Annotated in this window: 17 protein-coding genes and 1 pseudogene; 10 read left to right on the top strand and 8 right to left on the bottom strand. The window is 68.9% G+C overall.

Annotated elements, in window-relative coordinates:
* Positions 1-217: 217 nt before the first annotated feature.
* Positions 218-1,171 carry a YihY/virulence factor BrkB family protein gene (locus ACQUQD_RS00200; RefSeq protein WP_428949824.1) on the bottom strand — a complete coding sequence of 318 codons (954 nt, stop codon included), beginning with the start codon at positions 1,169-1,171 and terminating at the stop codon, positions 218-220.
* Positions 1,172-1,981: 810 nt separating this feature from the next.
* On the bottom strand, positions 1,982-2,731 hold the full coding sequence (locus ACQUQD_RS00195; RefSeq protein WP_428949823.1) for a helix-turn-helix domain-containing protein: 750 nt from the start codon (positions 2,729-2,731) through the stop codon (positions 1,982-1,984).
* Between the two features lie 266 nt (positions 2,732-2,997).
* Between ACQUQD_RS00195 and ACQUQD_RS00190 the strand changes: the two genes are divergently transcribed.
* Positions 2,998-3,666: a hypothetical protein gene (locus ACQUQD_RS00190; RefSeq protein WP_428949822.1), complete on the top strand. Its 669-nt coding sequence runs from the start codon at positions 2,998-3,000 to the stop codon at positions 3,664-3,666.
* 869 nt (positions 3,667-4,535) lie between these two features.
* Positions 4,536-4,844, top strand: coding sequence for a hypothetical protein (locus ACQUQD_RS00185; protein WP_428949821.1), 309 nt, complete (start codon positions 4,536-4,538; stop codon positions 4,842-4,844).
* A gap of 992 nt (positions 4,845-5,836) precedes the next feature.
* Here ACQUQD_RS00185 and ACQUQD_RS00180 read toward each other — a convergent pair.
* Both ACQUQD_RS00180 and ACQUQD_RS00175 read right to left on the bottom strand, forming a co-directional pair.
* Entirely contained in the window at positions 5,837-6,856 is a 1,020-nt protein-coding gene (locus ACQUQD_RS00180) for a DNA-directed RNA polymerase subunit alpha (RefSeq protein WP_428949820.1), read from the bottom strand.
* 250 nt (positions 6,857-7,106) lie between these two features.
* Positions 7,107-7,586: pseudogene (locus ACQUQD_RS00175) on the bottom strand (hypothetical protein); the annotation flags it as partial.
* Between the two features lie 891 nt (positions 7,587-8,477).
* On the opposite strand from ACQUQD_RS00175, the gene ACQUQD_RS00170 reads away from it, so the two are divergent.
* Together ACQUQD_RS00170 and ACQUQD_RS00165 are read left to right on the top strand one after the other, a co-directional pair.
* The gene (locus tag ACQUQD_RS00170) at positions 8,478-8,912 is read left to right on the top strand and encodes a MerR family transcriptional regulator (protein ID WP_428949819.1); all 435 of its coding nucleotides are present in this window, start codon (positions 8,478-8,480) and stop codon (positions 8,910-8,912) included.
* Complete coding sequence (locus tag ACQUQD_RS00165) at positions 8,912-9,889, top strand: NAD-dependent epimerase/dehydratase family protein (protein WP_428949818.1); 978 nt, start codon at positions 8,912-8,914, stop codon at positions 9,887-9,889. Before ACQUQD_RS00170 ends, ACQUQD_RS00165 begins: the two co-directional genes overlap by 1 nt.
* A gap of 25 nt (positions 9,890-9,914) precedes the next feature.
* Here the strand turns inward: ACQUQD_RS00165 and ACQUQD_RS00160 are convergent, their stop codons facing one another.
* Entirely contained in the window at positions 9,915-10,328 is a 414-nt protein-coding gene (locus ACQUQD_RS00160; protein WP_428949817.1) for a hypothetical protein, read from the bottom strand.
* A 566-nt stretch (positions 10,329-10,894) separates the two neighbouring features.
* On the opposite strand from ACQUQD_RS00160, the gene ACQUQD_RS00155 reads away from it, so the two are divergent.
* Positions 10,895-11,230, top strand: coding sequence for a hypothetical protein (locus ACQUQD_RS00155; protein ID WP_428949816.1), 336 nt, complete (start codon positions 10,895-10,897; stop codon positions 11,228-11,230).
* Positions 11,231-11,348: 118 nt separating this feature from the next.
* On the top strand, positions 11,349-11,510 hold the full coding sequence (locus ACQUQD_RS00150) for a hypothetical protein (RefSeq protein WP_428949815.1): 162 nt from the start codon (positions 11,349-11,351) through the stop codon (positions 11,508-11,510).
* A gap of 456 nt (positions 11,511-11,966) precedes the next feature.
* Here the strand turns inward: ACQUQD_RS00150 and ACQUQD_RS00145 are convergent, their stop codons facing one another.
* Entirely contained in the window at positions 11,967-12,536 is a 570-nt protein-coding gene (locus ACQUQD_RS00145) for a hypothetical protein (protein WP_428949814.1), read from the bottom strand.
* 233 nt (positions 12,537-12,769) lie between these two features.
* On the bottom strand, positions 12,770-12,943 hold the full coding sequence (locus tag ACQUQD_RS00140; RefSeq protein WP_428949813.1) for a CsbD family protein: 174 nt from the start codon (positions 12,941-12,943) through the stop codon (positions 12,770-12,772).
* Positions 12,944-13,187: 244 nt separating this feature from the next.
* Here ACQUQD_RS00140 and ACQUQD_RS00135 point away from each other — a divergent pair, with 244 nt between their 5' ends.
* Together ACQUQD_RS00135 and ACQUQD_RS00130 are read left to right on the top strand one after the other, a co-directional pair.
* Positions 13,188-13,358 carry a hydrophobic protein gene (locus ACQUQD_RS00135; RefSeq protein WP_428949812.1) on the top strand — a complete coding sequence of 57 codons (171 nt, stop codon included), beginning with the start codon at positions 13,188-13,190 and terminating at the stop codon, positions 13,356-13,358.
* Positions 13,359-14,002: 644 nt separating this feature from the next.
* The gene (locus tag ACQUQD_RS00130) at positions 14,003-14,413 is read left to right on the top strand and encodes a hypothetical protein (protein ID WP_428949811.1); all 411 of its coding nucleotides are present in this window, start codon (positions 14,003-14,005) and stop codon (positions 14,411-14,413) included.
* A 98-nt stretch (positions 14,414-14,511) separates the two neighbouring features.
* Here the strand turns inward: ACQUQD_RS00130 and ACQUQD_RS00125 are convergent, their stop codons facing one another.
* Entirely contained in the window at positions 14,512-15,219 is a 708-nt protein-coding gene (locus ACQUQD_RS00125) for an SDR family oxidoreductase (RefSeq protein ID WP_428949810.1), read from the bottom strand.
* Positions 15,220-15,305: 86 nt separating this feature from the next.
* On the opposite strand from ACQUQD_RS00125, the gene ACQUQD_RS00120 reads away from it, so the two are divergent.
* Both ACQUQD_RS00120 and ACQUQD_RS00115 read left to right on the top strand, forming a co-directional pair.
* The gene (locus ACQUQD_RS00120; protein WP_428949809.1) at positions 15,306-15,665 is read left to right on the top strand and encodes a winged helix-turn-helix transcriptional regulator; all 360 of its coding nucleotides are present in this window, start codon (positions 15,306-15,308) and stop codon (positions 15,663-15,665) included.
* A 504-nt stretch (positions 15,666-16,169) separates the two neighbouring features.
* On the top strand, positions 16,170-17,042 hold the full coding sequence (locus ACQUQD_RS00115) for a site-specific integrase (RefSeq protein ID WP_428949808.1): 873 nt from the start codon (positions 16,170-16,172) through the stop codon (positions 17,040-17,042).
* Positions 17,043-17,106: the final 64 nt, after the last annotated feature.

Raw genomic sequence — 17,106 nt, 5'->3', positions numbered from 1 at the left:
TCCACCGGAACGGATCCGGAACGGATAGCGTCCCGCTCGACGCGCCTCCGGTGCTGACGGAGCGAGCCCCGGCGAGCGCCAGACTTCGGGGTGAACCGATCGAACAGCGAGCAGTCGTGTGTGGAGTCCGGTGCCGTGCTGCTGCATGCCCCGCTGTTGGCGCGTTCGCCTGCAGCGCACGTGGCCTCTTCCACACACGCTGCGCAGCCGCGTCCGGTCAGACCCCAGGATCGGGAGTGGTGGGACCTGGGCGCAGGGCCCGGGCGGCCTCGAGCTGTGCCGCGAACGACAAGCCCAGGAAGAGGGCGATGGAGGTCAGATAGGCCCACAGAAGAAGGGACATGAAGGCACTCAGGGGCCCGTAGACGGTGTCGAAAGAGCCGCTGACCGAGAGATACAGACTCAGCGCCCACGTCAGCAGGGACCACAGCACCAGATACACGGCAGCTCCGAATGCCAGCCAGGTGTAGCCGGGTTGCCGACGACGTGGCGAGCGCCTGAAGACGGTACTCGCCGAAACGAGTGCCAACGCCAGACCGAGTGGCCACCGCAGGATGTCCCAGGCGGTATTGGCCCCGTCGCCGAGACCGTAGACGGACACCGCCGCCGCTCCCAGATCGCGGCCGGCCACCATCATGACGAAGCCGAGCCCGAGTGGGAGTCCGGCGCTCACCGCCATGACGAGCCCACGGGTGTACTTCTTGAGGAACGGACGGTCGCGCTCATTGCCGTATATGCGGTTGGCGCCGCGCTCGATCTGGCACATCGCAGTGGTCACGTTGGAAAGAGAGAACGCAAGAGCCAGCCAGAGGGCAACCTGGGTGCCCTCGCCGGCGGTTCGTCGGCTTCTGTTCAGAGCCTCGTCCACCACTGCGGCACTCGGCCCTCGCGCGATTCGGTGAATGGTCATCTCCGCGAACCGGCCGATGGACTCGGTGTGCAGCGTCGTCGACAGACCGACGAACACGATGGCGAGAGGTATCAGAGCCAGCACGGTCTGCAGAGCAAGGGCCCGGGCATGGCTGAACCCATCCGCGTAACGGAAGCGGACAAAGGAGTCACGCAGCAGCTTCTGACCTCCGTAGCGGCGAATCGCTGCGTACGCCTCGTCGCCGGACAGCTCGTCGCCCATCATGTCCCGGGTCTCCGGGACCTTGGTCGCCGTCCCCATCTAGAACGCCTGATCCACGGTGGTGGCACGGCCTGCGGCGGTGCGGGCCGCCGACGTCTTCTGCGAGCTGCCCGATGGCACGGTCTGCTCCTTACGCCCTGAGGTCGCGCCCCTTGTGGCTGACCTACGCACCCTCTGCCCCCGGACGCCGCAGCCAATCGGGCCCGTCCCGTCAACTGCGCACCCCTGACGTGCGGATACCCATCCGCTCTTGTGTCGCGGAACGGTGGTCCGATTGATCTTCTCCTTGGTTCTCAGGTCCGGTCCGAGTGTGACGGCCAGTGTGCTGACGTAAGGGTCGTACGGCTGGAATCGCTCAACGGGGCCAGCGTCTTGAGCGGCTCGTGAGCGGCTCAACACCCGATCGTGCGGTCACCGCCGCCAAGGTATTGCCGCACATGATTCCTACGGGGGGAATGTGGAGTTAATTGCGCATTGCGGGCATACGAGGATCCAGTCAGAGATCCAGTCCGACTCCGATGAGCAGGAGGGTGATCCAGATGGCCTCGCGAAATCCGGACGACAGTTGGTGGGTACGCGTGTTCGCCGCCAAGTGGGTCGGGAAGAGACCGCAGTCCCCGGCGCGGCCCATTCGGATTCCGCACCCCCAGGGCAGAGCGCTGAACATTCCGTCGCAGAGGACCCAACCACCGTTCTGACACCGGATGACCTGTCGCGGGTACAGGCCCCTGCGGGTGCAGTGGCCTGTACCCGACCCCCGGCTGAACCTCCTACGATCGCCCGCAATGCAGGCCCGTGGGGGCAAGTCAGGCGTCCAGCTCGCAAGTCGACACCGCGGACCGCGCTAGGTCACTTGGTGTCGGTATCGGGATCGGTATCGGTGTTGGTGGTGGGTTGGGTGTGGAGGATGTCGCGGGCTTGGTTGGCGGCGCGGGTGATGCTTTCGGAGACGAAGTCGAGGAAGCGGGCGGTGTTTTCCAGGCGGGTGGCGGCGGGGGTGCCGGGGCCGAGGACGGGGAGGCCTTGGCGGGCGGTGTCGGCGAGGTGGGTGGTGGAGCGGGCGCTGGCGATCATGGATTGGTACATGACGTCGTTGTCGACGACGTAGCGTTCGCGACGGTTTTCGTCGCGTTCGCGGCGGATGAGGCCCTGGTTGTCGAGGAAGGTGATGGCTTTGGAGATGGAGGCGGGGCTGACCTGGAGGCGTTCGGCGAGTTCGGCGGCGGTGAGGCTGCCGGAGTCGGTGGTGAAGAGGCTGGCCAGGACGCGGGACATCATGGTGGGGGCGCCGGAGGCGGCGATGACGGCGGTGAAGGTTTCCTCGTAGGCGCGGACGGCGTCGGGGTCGCGTCCGTAGGGCTGGGGTGAGGTTCTGGGGTCGCGGGGAGTGGCTTTCCTGCGGCGATGGGCCCGGTGTTCGGTGGCGCGGTGGGCGGTGTCGGCGCGGTAGGCGGTGGGGCCGCCGTTGCGCATGACTTCGCGGGTGATGGTGGAGGTCGGGCGGTCCAGACGGCGGGCGATCTCGGCGTAGGCGAGGCCATCGGCGAGTCCCCGGGCGATCTCCTGACGTTCGGACTGGGTGAGTCGGCCTCCCGGCATCGCACTCTCCTTCATGGTCTGGGGTGGCCCGGTGGTGGCTGGCGGGGTCGACTATAGCGTTCACTCTCATTTCATTGCAACAACTATTCCCGTGATTCGTTGCGTTATCTGCGAGGTCATTGCTTCAAATTCCACTGCTCTAGCTGCGATGATGAGTTTCGCATGCAACAAGTATGTTGCCGATTGCGTGAACGCAACGTAGCGTTTTCCTTGTTGGAAACGGCGGGCTGCACGGGGTTCGCCGCCTATGGGCAAGGGAGAGCACGATGCAGAAGTTCACCACCGCCGCCCCGGTCGCCGCCGTTGTGGACATCCCGGCGGGGCGTATCCAGGTGATCGCGGCCGACCGCACCGACGCCACGGTCGAGGTCCGGCCCGCCAACCCCGGTAAGTCCCGTGACGTGAAGGCCGCCGAACAGACCGAGGTCGCCTGCGCCGACGGTGTGGTGCGGATCAAGGCCCCGCAGGCGACCAATCGGTTCCTGGGTAACTCCGGATCCGTCGAAGTCACTGTTCAGGTGCCGGTCGGTTCGCGGATCGAGGCGAAGGCGGCGGCCGCCGAGTTCCGTGGTGTGGGGCGCCTGGGTGAGGTGGTCTTCGAGGGTGGCTACGGTCAAGTGAAGCTGGACGAGGCGGACCGGGTCCGCCTGGGCGGCCTGGATGCCACGATCACGGTCGGCCGACTGCACGCCGGGGGTGAGATCAGTAACCAGCGGGGCGATGTGAGCGTCAGCGAGGCCGTGTCCGGGCAGCTCATCCTGAGCACCCAGCAGGGCGACATCACCGTCATTGCCGCCCCCGGAGTCTCCGCTTCCCTCGATGCCGGCACCAGCTACGGCCGTATCGACAACGCGCTGAAGAACACCGGCGAAACGCCCGCTCTGACCGTCAAGGCGACCGTCATGCAGGGCGACATCACCGCCCGCAGCCTCTAAGGCCGACCACGCGCAGCCTGTGGAAGGAGCCCTTGTTCGCGCCCCGACACGGCTGTTGCGGCGAACGAGTTGGGCAAGTCCGGTGGCTGCAAGAGCGTCCTGGACGGCATCGGCCTGCGCATCCCGGCCGGTGCGGCCTTCGTGCCGCGTGGCCCGAACGGCGCCGGGAGGGACGTCACGGTGCGGATGGTGGGCTGCGTACATCGGGTACCGGGCGCGGGCGCGGCGGCGGCCGGGTGTGGCATGCGGTGGTGTCGCAGGGGCGCATCGAGTGGCACCTCAACCTCAACTTTAGGGTGAGGGTGAGGCCGGGGTCGGGCTGGAGGACGAGCCGTGCGTCGGGAGTGGATGGCAGAGCGGATGGTGGCGACGTCGTGCGGTTTGCCTGGTGTACTGCGGCGCCGGCGGGCCGTGCTTGAGCCTGCTTGCTGTGCCGGGGTGCCGGCCGGACGGGCCGTGGGGCGCCCGGTGCTGCTGCGGTCTGAGTGAGGTTTGGTGGGGCAGCGTCGTCCGGGGTGCGCCGTGAGGCAGGGCGGGGTGGGCGTGCTGAGCGTTGGAGGGGCGAACGAGGCGGTGTTGGAGCGTGGGTAGTCACCTGGAGTCGGGGTCGGCCGCTTTCGTGCCCGGCCGGGGTTCGGGAGCGAGGGGTGGGCTGGGCCGAAGCACTTGCGGCGATGAGGGGGTCTCGCGTCCGGGGAGGCAGAGGTGCTGCGTTTCCCGGGGGGCGCGGGCACGCTGAAGGGGCCGGTTGTGTGGGCGAGTTGCCAGCCCCTGTTCGTGTCGCTGGTCTGTCCGCGAGACTGGACCGACTGCAGTCCCAGCGGACGACCGAGGCGGTCGTCGGCACCCGCGCCCCATGGAGGATCGACATGCTGTTCGCAGCCGAGAAGGGTGACATCGACACCATCATCGGGGGCATCGCTCCCGACTGGGGACCGTTCGGCTCGCTGGGCGCGGAGGCCAAGACCATGATTCAGGTGGTCATGGCGGTGGCTATTCTGCTCTGTCTCGCGCTGGCCATTTGGGGTGCGGCAAAGCAGCGCATCGGTGCCACGGCGTTGCGTGACACGTTCAGTGCCGAGCAGGGCAAGGGGCTCATCGTCGCGGGCCTGACCGGGGTGTTCATCATCGGTTCGCTCGGCACCTTGTTCACCATCGTGTACGGCATGGCGGTGTAGGTCTTTACCGGGGCGGTGTGCGCCGCCCCGGGCCGGATCTCGACCGCCCGCGCCTGGCCGGTCCGGTGCGGGCATGCAACGTGCTCCCTCGCTGGCCGTCTTCGGCCCCGCCGTTCGGGCGAGGTGCTGCGGCCGTGTGACGGCGGGCACGGATGTGCCAGGTGCCCATCGTGGTTGGTGAGGGCCGGAGGAGTGCAGGTATGGCGATGCCCGGGGCTGAGGGGGCGGGTGCGGGACCTGAGGAGGGGGTGAGGTCCCGCACCCGCCGTGCGCACCGGCCCGACGGGTTCTGCCCTGACCGTCGAAGCCCTGCGGTGCGGCGCGGGCTGGTTCACGGGCGGGTCCGAAGGGCGCCAGCGTCGTCTGCGGGCCCGCGTTGCCCGGTTCAACGAGCGGTGCGCAGAAACGATGCGTCCCCTTCTCGTCGACCGTAGGCCCGGCAGTGGTGTTGACCGCGCCGTGGTGGGCCTGTCTCGCCCTCGGGGCGCGGCCCCACGCTTTCCAGGAGCGTTGTGGGAGTGGCTGGCGTGGGTTTCCGGCCGCTGTCTGTGTACGGCTGGTTCGGCATGCCAGTTCGTGACCTGCCCGCCTGGTACAGGAAGTCTGTCTGTGAAGGCCACGGCCCCACAGCGGCCGTTCCCCGGCGGGGCGATACACCGGTCCGGTGCCGCCCGGCGTGTTGGCCCGCCATCCCGCTAGGGCCGCCTGTGGAGGGTCGTCTGGCGCCCCCGGCCTGCTGTCCGGCGGGCACCTGCCGGAATTAGCCCTTCGCTTCCGTGCCCCGCTCCGGTGCAGCGCCGGAGCACGGAGAGCCGTGAACCTCCACGGAGACGCCCACCCCGCCTCTGACAACTCAAGCCCGGGCCGAGATGGAGGTCCGGTATGGTCGCGGCCCGGACTGCGTCGCCGGGTTGTTCTGGCGGGTGCAGTCCGGGCCGTGGTCCGCTGGCCGGTATCGGCGTTGGGCGGGGGTTCTGTGGTGGGTGTGGTGGTTAGTACTGTTCGGTTTCGATGAAGCCAGTGTCGGTGTCGTCGGCGCCGAAGGCGTCGGCGGCGGTGGTGGGGTCGAAGCCGGGCGGGCTGTTCTTGAGGGCGAGGTCCATGCCGGCGAGTTTGGCCTTGATCTCGTCGATGGACTTCGCGCCGAAGTTGCGGATGTCGAGCAGGTCCGCCTCGGAACGGGCCACGAGCTCACCCACGGAGTGGATGCCCTCGCGCTTGAGGCAGTTGTACGACCGAACGGTGAGCTCGAGGTCCTCGATCGGCAGGGCCAGGTCGGCGGCGAGGGCGGTGTCGGTGGGGGAGGGGCCCATGTCGATGCCCTCGGCGTCGATGTTCAGCTCGCGGGCCAGACCGAACAGTTCGACCAGGGTCTTGCCGGCCGATGCCATGGCGTCGCGGGGGCGCATGGCCTGCTTGGTCTCGACGTCGACGATCAGCTTGTCGAAGTCGGTGCGCTGCTCGACACGCGTGGCCTCGACCTTGTAGGTGACCTTGAGGACCGGGGAGTAGATCGAGTCGACCGGGATGCGCCCGATCTCCTGGCCGGCCTGCTTGTTCTGGACGGCGGAGACGTAGCCGCGGCCGCGTTCGACGGTCAGCTCCATCTCCAGTTTGCCCTTGCCGTTGAGGGTGGCGAGGACGAGGTCGGGGTTGTGGACCTCGACGCCGGCCGGGGGTGCGATGTCGGCGGCGGTGACCAGGCCCGGGCCCTGCTTGCGCAGGTACATCACGACGGGCTCGTCGTGCTCGGAGGAGACGACCAGCTGTTTGATGTTGAGGATGAGGTCGGTGACGTCTTCCTTGACGCCCGGCACGGTGGTGAACTCGTGCAGCACGCCGTCGATCCGGATGGAGGTGACGGCCGCGCCCGGGATCGAGGACAGGAGGGTGCGGCGGAGCGAGTTGCCGAGGGTGTAGCCGAAGCCGGGTTCGAGGGGTTCGATCAGGAACCGGGAGCGGAACTCGTCGACGACCTCTTCGGTCAGCGAGGGACGCTGAGCGATCAGCATGAAGTAGTGCCTTTCCTGCGGGGGCGCCCGCTATTTGACGCCGTGGACAGGGTGAAGGTTAACCGGCGGGAACCGACTCACCTGTCCCGCCATGCCTCTGCCGCCCCACGAAACCCGGCAGTGTCCCTGGACGGTGCCCCGGCGTGGGCGGCGGGCACCGCCAGGCCCGCATCGGGCAGCGGCCCCGCGGATACCGGAGATCACTTCGCTGCTGGTGGAGCGCCCGGGAGAACGCCAGGCCCTCCCCGGTCGGCGCCGTGGGGGCCGGCCGGGCGGTGACCACGGTGACCACGGTGGGTGCGATCTGCCGGCGTTTGCGGCCGAAGACGACGAGGCGTAGCACCGCGAACCGCGCGGCGCCGGCCAGTGCGGAGGCGGTCAGGTAGACGGCCTGCTCGAGGACGGCGCCGGGCGTCGCCACGAGCAGGTGCAGCACGAGCATCGCTACGGAGGTCACCGCGTATGCGGCTGCCGCGGAGCCAGCCGACTGCACGTGCTGGCTGCGCGTCGCGTGCCCGCCCGCGCCGAAGGTGAAGCGGGCGTGCAGCTCGGTGGCCAAGAGCGTGGATGCCGCGGTGATCACGGCGTTCGCCGCGCCCCAGGGGATCCAGGAGGCGAGACCGGTCACGGCGAAGCTGGAGGCGAGTCCCACGCCGCCGCCGCAGAGGGCGAAGCGGGCGAAGGCGGCGAAGGCGCCGGGTGGCGCCTGCCGGTGATGTGCCGTTTCCATACCCCACCCCTTTACTGCCCCACCCTCAGTCTTTCTGACATGCGAAACGCTACGTTGCATTCATGAGATGGGCAAGGAGATTATTGCGTTGGATCGCTAATTTGCCAGGTGGATGCCGTCGGACTGGAAGTGAAAGCGCTACGGCCTCGGAACGGGGCCGCGGCCCGGGGCGGCTCGGCCGCCGACCTGGCGACAACGCGCCTCCGGCCACTTACCCGGTGCCTCCGGATCGCACGGCACCGGGCCCGACCCCACCCCGGCGATCGAGGCGGTCCGGCACCTCACCCGCACAGCACCCCTGTGACGACCTGAAGCCGCCCGGCGCCACGCGCGAGTCATCAGGGGCGGCAGGCAGCCGTATGCCCGGCACCTTCCACAGCAGCGGCCTCCTGCCGTCAGGCCTGCCGTCAGGGTGGACCCGTCCGAACAGCCCCGACGGGTACGGAACATGCGCCGATGGAGTGGTCCAGCGCAACCACCGGACCCGCCTTTCCGTGCTCCGGGCGCAGTGATCCATCTCTGACGATCAAGGAAGTACGTCATGCTGAACAAGCCGGCGTGTTCCCTTGAAGAGGAACACGCCGAGGCGCCGGGGGCGGCGCAGCGCCGCCCATGGGTTGAACCAGAAGAACGAGGGACGCGTCCGCCGTCCGCACCGGGGCGCGTGCCGACGGGTACGACGTCCCGACGCGTGGACGCAAGCCCGGCCCCAGGTGCGGCAGGCGCCTCAGTCGTTCTCGGAGCAGGCTCCGAGAACGACTGAGGCGCCTGCTGTTCGACATGACCTGCTGCACTTCCTCGAGGGCAGGCAGAAGCTCCTCCGGCCCGAGCCACAGACCACGCATTCCGCGCATTTGCCTTCAAGCGCTTGAAGTGTGTTCTGCTCCCCGCATGACAGCTTTCTCCATCCAGGACGTCGCCCGGCGCAGCGGGCTGAGCGAGCCGACCCTGCGCTACTACGAGGAGATCGGGCTGATCGGCCCGGTCGACCGGGACGAGCGCAGCGGCCACCGCCGCTACGGCGAGCGGGACCTCGACGAGCTCCAGGCGCTGGCCTGCCTGCGTGCGGTCGGCATGAGCATCGAGGACATGCGCACCTACCAGAGCAACCGCACGCGCGGGCGGTCCGCCGCGGCCGAGCAGCGCGATCTGCTGCTGCGCCACGCCGATCGCGTCGAGACGGAGATCGCCGCTCAGCGGGCCCGGCTCGCTTATCTGCGCCACAAGGCCGCTTTGTGGGACGCCCGCGAACGCGGCGACGCCGGAGCGGAGGCCGAGGCGACACGGCTCTGCCTCGAGGCGGCGCAGCGGCTGGGGGTGGCGTGATGAGCCCGGTCCTGGTCACCGGCGGGTCCGGATACCTCGGCAGCCAGCTGGTCGCCGCCCTGCTGCGCTCGGGCAAGGAGGTGCGCGCGACGGTGCGTTCGCTCGGCCGTGCGCAGGAACTGCGGGCGGCACTGCGCCGGGGCGGTGCTGATGACGCGGGTCTTCAGGTCGTCGCCGCTCACCTGATGGCCGACGACGGGTGGGCCGCCGCGCTGGCCGGCTGCGAAGAGGTCCACCACGTGGCCTCACCGATCCCCGTCGCACAGCCCGACGACGCGGACGAGTTGATCGTGCCCGCCCGCGAGGGCACACTGCGGGTGCTGCGCGCGGCCCGCGACGCGGGGGTCCGGCGCACCGTGCTCACCTCGTCGTTCGCCGCGGTCGGCTACACCCCCAAGGCGGGCGCCGAGTTCACCGAGGCCGACTGGACCGACCCCGACACACCGGGCCTGGCCCCCTATCCCCGTTCGAAGGCGATCGCCGAGCGCGCCGCGTGGGACTGGATGCAGCGCGACGGCGGCGACAGCGAACTCGTCGTGGTCAACCCGACCGGCATCTTCGGCCCCACCCTGACGACCGCACTCGGCTCCTCCATGCAGCTGGTCAAGGCGATGCTGGACGGAACGATGAACATCGCACCCCGCGCCCGCTTCGGCATCGTCGACGTCCGTGACGTGGCGGACCTGCATCTGCGTGCGATGGCCGCGCCCCAAGCGGCGGGCCGGCGCTATGTGGCCGTCGCCGACGGCCCGACACTCAGCTTCGTCGAGATGGCCGGCATCCTGCGCGGCCGGCTAGGCTCACTCGCCGCGCGGGCGCCGCAACGCGAGGCTCCCGGCGAGGATCTCCCACGCCCGGTCATCCACAACGACAGGGCCCGCGACGAGCTCGGCTGGCGGCCGCGTCCCGCCGCGACGACGCTCGTGGAGACCGCAGAGTGCCTGCGGGACCTGGGACTTGTGGAGCCGGGGCGGTGACAGCCGGCTGCAGTTCGCCTGCCGCTCAGGGGTGGTCGAGGTCGTCCGCACCATGAGAGGAGTCGCCGTGCGCGGAGAACTGGCTCGCCGTCAGCAGCGCCGCCATCGCCAACGCGTCCTCGCCCTCACCCGATGCCCCTGACGAGGAGGCCCCGGAAGGGCGCCGGGAGGGCACGGTGGTGGAGCGCAGGGCAAGTTCGCGAGGGCTCGGCTGAAGGAGAGCGGCGCGAACGTGCCGGCGGCGCCGCAGAAGCAACCAGCCGGCCGCGGCCACGGCCGCAACGATGAGCTCCGGAGCGTACGTGCCTGCCTTCACCTCGGTGAGGAACGACTGCCGGTCCGTAAACAGCAGCATGAACGCAAAGCCGAGCGCGGCGATCAGAGTGATGCCTGCAAGGACGCGCTCGATGTGATGGACGCCCTGCTTCGCACCAGACATCTCGGGTGGCTCCTTCCTGCCCCTGTTGGCCGTGCCGAGTCGCTAGTGCACATGAAGCTGCTGTGGGCGTCAACCGAAGTGTGCCGTGCACCTCGGTTTGTCTGCCGCTGGGGGACGGCGGGTTGAGCGCGGGAATCGGCTCGCCTGCGGCGGCCGGGCTGGATGACCGAAGCGCCCATAACGATTCACGTGATCTTCCTGTTCGGTGATCGTTACGTGGAGCGCCAGTGTCGGAACGCCGAAGGTGGTGTGACAGCCCGGCGTCAGAGCGGCGCCGCTGACGGTGCGCCGCCCGTGATCGGTCAACCCCCTTCTGAGTATGGTGAGTTGACGGTCTGTGGGGTGGTGCGGCCAGCGGCTGCGGGGTGTGTGGCCCGTCCCGTCTCCGTTACAAGGTCCGGCGTGGTGTGCGGGTCCCCTCTGTCCGTAGGAAGGGCGTGAAAGGGGGATATGTGTGCACCGTTGCGCACCCTGTCGAACGGATGTCACGGTTGCGCAGGTAAGCAAGCGTTGACATGTGCCGGAGGCATGTGTGTACCGCGAAAGAACACATGAAGGATGAAGAAATGCGGCGTTCAGCGAAGATTGTCGGCTCCGTGCTCGGTGCCATGCTGGCGGCGGGGGTCGCAAGTGCCGCGCCGGCGAGCGCGGACACGGACGGCGGCGCCACGGTCCTCAAGAAGCGAGAGGGAAGCGTCACGTGCTTCAACTACTCGTGGGGTGACGACGGCATCGCCACGTACACGGTCTACTACCACAACACCTGTGCCGGGACGCACGGTCTGTATGTCACCACGAACGCCGGACTCTCCCACGAGTGCATCTCGGTCAAGGGCGGCGCCAAGGGCAACAAGGTGTTCCTGACCACGCCCATCAAGTTCGAGTACAAGAAGACCTGCTAGGCCCCACGGTTCTGTGCGGACAGGGGGTTTGGGCAGGTGCGCACCTGCCCAAACCCCGCACCAGCAGGCCTCGGCTGCTGTCCTGGGCGGGGGAGGTCCCCTGGCGGAGATCGTCACGGTGGAGACGGGCTGCTCGGGGACGGTCTTCACCACCGGTAGCGGTGACACGGTGAGGGCGCTGGCGGTCGAAAAGCCCAAGTGGGCCAGGTGGTGGGGCCGGACCAGCCGGGCCGACCAGATCATGAAGAGCGTGCGGGCGGCCGTGCGCCGCGCCGGCTGAGGACGGCCTGCGACGGGAGACGGGGCCGGTGACGCGGATGCGCCATGGCCTCCGTCGGCCGATGGGTACGCCCGCCAACGCGTCAGCGAGGACGGCGCCATCGCCGAAACCACCCGCACCAACACGCGTGCAGCTGGTCTCGGAGGCCGGCCGCGGTCCAGGCGTCGCCGGCCGTCGCCGGCGCGTCATGCCCGGACCGAAGCCCGAATTCTGTGGCAGGTGGCCCCACCGGTCGCCCGTTGTGTGGAGGGCGAACAGGATCTCGCACCGTGTCTGCCGGTCCGGCGCCGGCGGTCTGCCTCGGCCTGCTTCGCGCCCGGCGCCGGTGGCAACGGTGCGACGAGAGGCCACAGTTCGCCCGACGCGATCCACGGTTGCGGCCGGCGGTTCCGCATCGAGGGACGGGCGAGTCGAGAGGTCTGCAGTCGCAAGACCAGCAGCTTTGGTCGGTGCCGCTCAGTTCAGGGCGAATTTGAGTGCGGGGACCGAGACGCCTGAGTCGGTCGCAGGGATCTTCCATTGGGAAGAGGCCCCGTCGCCGTCCACGTAGACGAGGGTGCCGCCCTTCTCGGCAGCGGTGATGTCAAAGACCGCGACGTCCTGGTGCATTGTCCGTGGTGCAAGGACGGGACCGCCCTCGCTGAAGCCGATGGGGGCCAGCTTCTTCGCAGCCGTGGTGTTCCCCGCGGTGACGGCAGGCCCGTCCGGGGACTTCCATCGGAAGCCTCCCTGAGCGGCGGTCGTCGTTGCGCGGTGCGCGGTCCGGTTCGTGGACTGGTAGGCGACGACGGCGAAAACGCCGTGCTGGGAATCGCCGAAGCTGGTGCTGCCGTCATAGACCACCGTATCCGGATGGATCTGTACGGTGCTCTTGCTGTCGACGGCAGAAGTCTCGGCGCCCCGCCCCAGCTGGAGCGTGGAACGCGGGCTCGGCTCAGGTGCACTTCTGTCCTCGCTGTGCGTGCAGGCGGCGAGGCTCAGGCAGCAGACGGCCGCAATCCCGCACGCGGTGATGGCGTGGCGCATGGTCCCCCCAGGAAGAAGCGAACAGAGAAGGCACATACTGCGGTAACAGCGTCTCGGTGCGCACGGGCGGGGTGTCTCTGTCCCGCAAGTCGGGATGCTCGATGGCAGAGCGGGCTCCGTGATCAAGCAAGCCACTCGAGCAAGCGGGCCTGAAGCAGGATCGCACGCGGCAACGCCGGTGGGGCGGCCCCCTGTCCCAGGGGGCCGCCCCACCGGCGTCGCATCCTCGGCGCTCAGTGTTTGCCGATGTCCTTGGTCTTTTCCTTGGCCTGGCGGGCGTCGCCCTTCATCTGCTGGGCGCGGCCTTCGGCGGTGAGCCGTTCGTTGCCCACGGCGCGTCCGGCGGCTTCCTTGACGGCACCGGTGACCTGCTCGGTCTTCGCCTTGGCCTTCTCGCTGGCGGTCATGTCCGCTCACGCTCCCTTGGCATCGACATCATGTGCTTGGTCTTCGCCTGGCCGCTCGAGCGGACGGCAAACATGGTCGCGGCGGTCGGTTCGCGCCTTCTGCCTGGGGGCTGGTGCGCATGAGGTGCGTGGACGGGGGCACTCCGAGGTGCGGTCGAATGCCCTGCAGTCCGTAAAAGAAACGCGCCTTTTGTGTGTTTGTAGGTTCACGGTAAGAGCACACGGTCGCCAGGAGGTAATAACAATGGTTCCCCTGCTTGTGGTTCTTCTTCTGGCTCTGATCCTCTTCGGTGCGGGCTTCGCCCTGAAGGCGCTGTGGTGGATCGCGGTCGTTGTGCTGGTGGTGTGGCTGCTCGGCTTCGTGATCCGGCCCGCTGCGAGCGGCGGCCGCAAGGGCCGCTGGTACCGGTGGTGAGGCATGCCGTCGCCTGACGACGGCACAGATGCGGCAGCACGTCGCGGGCAGCGGCGTGTGTGCCCATGAGGAGTGGGCCCGGCCTGGGACGGCCGGGCCCACCCCTCTGTTTGCGTGCTGCAGGTGCCGGGCCGCGAGGGTCTGATCAAACCGGACGCCAGATGTGGATCGGGGCGTATCGGGCGGTGCGGTGGGTACAGGGCCTGCATCGGCCCCCGCGGGACAGCAGTGGGAACCCTGCACCTCCGAACCCGGCGGGGGCCGATCCGGTTCACCGGCGGCGACAAGGCCGCGGAAGCCGAGGTCGGCCTGCGCCCCGAGGCCGGCGGCGCGCGGGTGGGCCAGGATGTGGCTGTGGCGGGCGGCGGTGTTGTCGTGGGTGGAGCCGGGCCGGGCGGCGCACGTCCAGATCAGGTGACGCCACGGTCAAGGGCCACGAGGGACCGCCACCACCGACCACGAAGCGTTCGCCGGCATGCCACGCGAGAAAGTGGTCTGCGACGGCGACGGCGGCGCCCCCGTCGACGAGGAGCCCGCCACCTCCACCCGCCAACTCATCCTCGACCGTGCCGGTTTCCTCCCGCATGGCGTGGGGTGGGGGGTGACCGAACGGCGGTCTGGGCTGGTAGCTACTCTGCCCCGTCATGCGGGCGTTGGAGCAGGTCTCGTCTGAAGGCGATCAGTACGGTGAGAGTCGTGAACGGCGGCCGTGGTGGGCACGCTGGATGCCGTTGTGGGTGAACTTGGTGATGGGAGTGCCGGCGGTTGTGCCGCTGCACTCGGCGTGGGTGTTGCTGACGAAGTACCGATCGTGCGCCTTCGATACCGCCGGGGTGGGCGAAACCGATTGCGGCGGTGTTGACGTGATCGAAGGGGCAGGTTGGGCGCGGCTTTGCCTGGTCGGTCTCGGCGGTCTTGTGCTGCTGTTGGTTGTCACCGTCGACGTGCTCTTTCCTGTGGCATACGGCCGCCGAGTTCGGGCGTGGCTGTGTGCCGCCCTCCTGGTGCCGGTGCCATACCTGGTCACGATCACTGTGTGCGCCGTGATCCGCTGAGAGGGCGATAGGTCCGTTTTTGATCCAGCGGAACCGCTCCTGGATGTCCCCACTTCCGGCGTGGTCGTCGGCGGCACGTAGCACTCGCCGGTCGGGTGTCAGGCGGTCTTGTGGCGGGCGCCGCCCTCGATGTGGATGGTCTCGCCGGAGACGAATCCCGCGCGCAGGAGCCACATCACCGTGTCGACGACGTCGTCGGTCTCGCCGTGGCGTCCGACGAAGGTCCCGGCCGCGCTCCTGCTCAGCAGGCCGGCCCTTGCGTCGCCGAGTCGGTCCCAGGCGCCCGAGTCGACGACACCGGGCGAGACGGCATTGACGCGTACCGGCGCGAGGTCCGCCGCGAGGTGGCGCGCGGTGTACTCGACCGCGCCGTTCGTGACCCCCTTGACGAGTGATCCCGGCCCGGGGCGCCAGCCGACGACACCGGAGAACAGCACCAGCGACCCGGTGGGTCGCAGTACCGGTGCGAAATGTTTGGCGACCAGCAGCGGGCCGATCACCTTCGCCGCGAACGCGGCGAGCAGTTTGTCGCGGTCCAGTTCGATGGCGCGGACGTCGTGCGGCGCCGAGCCGGTCGTCACGATGTGGTCGACGCCACCCTCCTTCAGGCGCTCCGCCGCGGCGGCGAGTGTTGATTCGTCCTGCAGATCGATCCGTACCGCGGTGGCGCCGATCTCGCGCGCGAGTCCGTCGGCCGCAGCTTCGTTCCGGGCGCCGATGACCACGTCGTACCCGTCCGCCACCGCACGCCTCGCGACGGCCGCGCCGAGCGCCCGTGCGCCGCCAATGACCAGGATCCGCTCCATGCGTCCCACTCCCTCTCATAGGATCGGGCTCAACGGTATGGATTTGATACCGGTATCTTCAACGGAACCAGAACTCGGGAGCGGATGTGGGCAAGGCGTACAACGTGATGGCGGCGAGCTGTCCGAGCCGCACAGTGCTGCACCGGATCGGCGCCCGCTGGACGGTGTTCGTCGTCAACGCCCTCGACGACGGGCCGCTCCGCTTCACGGAACTGAAGGGCCACATCCAGGGCATCACCCCCAAAGTCCTGACCGAGACCCTTCGCGCCCTGGAGGCAGACGGCCTGATCAGCCGCCACGAGTACGACGAGAATCCGCCCCGCGTCGAGTACACCCTGACACCGCTGGGCCGCTCCCTGTTCGTCCCGCTCCGCGCCGTACGGCTCTGGGCCGAGGAGCACGTCCCAGACATCGAAGCGGCCCGCGCCCGCCGGCCGGTTCAGTGACCCGTGCGCCACCGCGCTGCGCCGGTACGGGGCGTGGCGAATCGGTGTCTTCAACGGCTTGGACGGCGGTGGTGCGAGCGCGGCGGGTCTGATGACATCTGCGCCGAACCGCGCCCGAGCCGCGTCCGCGATCTCCTCAAGACGGTGGTCCTTGCCGTCTGTCGGATCGAAGAGCAGCTGGTGAGGGGAGCCTTCGGTAGATTCGAGCTGCTTGGCTCGCAAGGAGAGCCGCCGGACGCGGGCCCGCTGCAGTCCCAGCTCCTGGGAGAGGTCCGGCGGTGGTGGTGGCGAGGCTCGGGGGAGGGTGCGGCGGCGCGTGCCATGGAGGCGATCATCAAACTGGAGTAGCGACGGGTTCGTCGAGCATCCCGGGAGAGGCGCGCGGGCAGTTCCTGCAGCGCGAGGGGCTGTGCGGGCGCTGCGCACGAATGAGTGAAGATGCGCCAGTAACTCGCAGATTTCAAAAATCAGTTCTCTGATTTGCGTGTCTGTGGGGGATTCCGCATGGCCGACACCGTACCCGGCCCGTTCCGTATGCCCGTGCACCGATGGATCGATGTACTGACCGGCACCGCCGTACGCAGCAGCCATCCCCTGTCGCCGGTCACCGTATGCGGCTACCTACGCCGAACTGTCCCGGTCCTCAAGACCTGGCACGGCGACGGCATCGAGAATCTGCGTGCCGTCACCCATGACCACATCACCCGTGCCATCACGGAACTCACAGGCTTCCCGGCCCAGGCCCGCTCCGTCGCACTGCGCTCGCTGTTCCGCGCCCTCAAACGCGAAGGGCTCCTCTTCCAAGACCCGGCCCGGCACATCCCGGTACCTGCCGCGCGCACCCTGCCCAAGCCACTGCACGAGGACCAACTCCGTGGTGCGCTACGCCAGATTCCCGCGGTGCGCGCCCAGCTCACGTTCGTCCTCGCTGCTGTCCACGCGCTGACCGTGCACGACCAGCGGGGCCTGCTGATGGACGATCTCGACCGCGCCGCGGGCACGCTTCTCGTACGCCGCCCAGGCGCCCTCGTCCACACCGTCTACCTGGACGAGCTCACCAGCCGCCTGATCGTGTTGTGGCTGTCCGAGCGGTACCGCCGCTGGCCCGCCGGCGCCAACCCGCATCTCCTCGTCACGGCACATACCGCCTTAGACCCGGCCCACCCACCGGTGTCCTCCAGCGCCATCGACCGGCCCCTGCACCGGATGGGGCATCAAGTCGGCAGGCTGCGCCGCGACCGGATCCTCGACGAGGCACGGCACAACACCGACCCTCTCAACCTGGTGCGACTGTTCGGGATCCACCCGCGTACCGCCATGACGTACCTCTGTGCAGCGCACCCGGGGCGTTTCAGGCCCGATGCTGTCGCACCCTGAAGATCCGGTGGCATACCCGTGGCCGAGACGTTTCCCCGTCCCGCAGCACGCTTTCAAGGACGGA

The sequence above is a fragment of the Streptomyces sp. cg35 genome, from assembly GCF_050410835.1.
GTDB lineage: Bacteria > Actinomycetota > Actinomycetes > Streptomycetales > Streptomycetaceae > Streptomyces.
The sequence above is the reverse complement of the archived record's forward strand: the minus strand, read 5'-3'. Positions and strand labels throughout refer to the sequence as shown.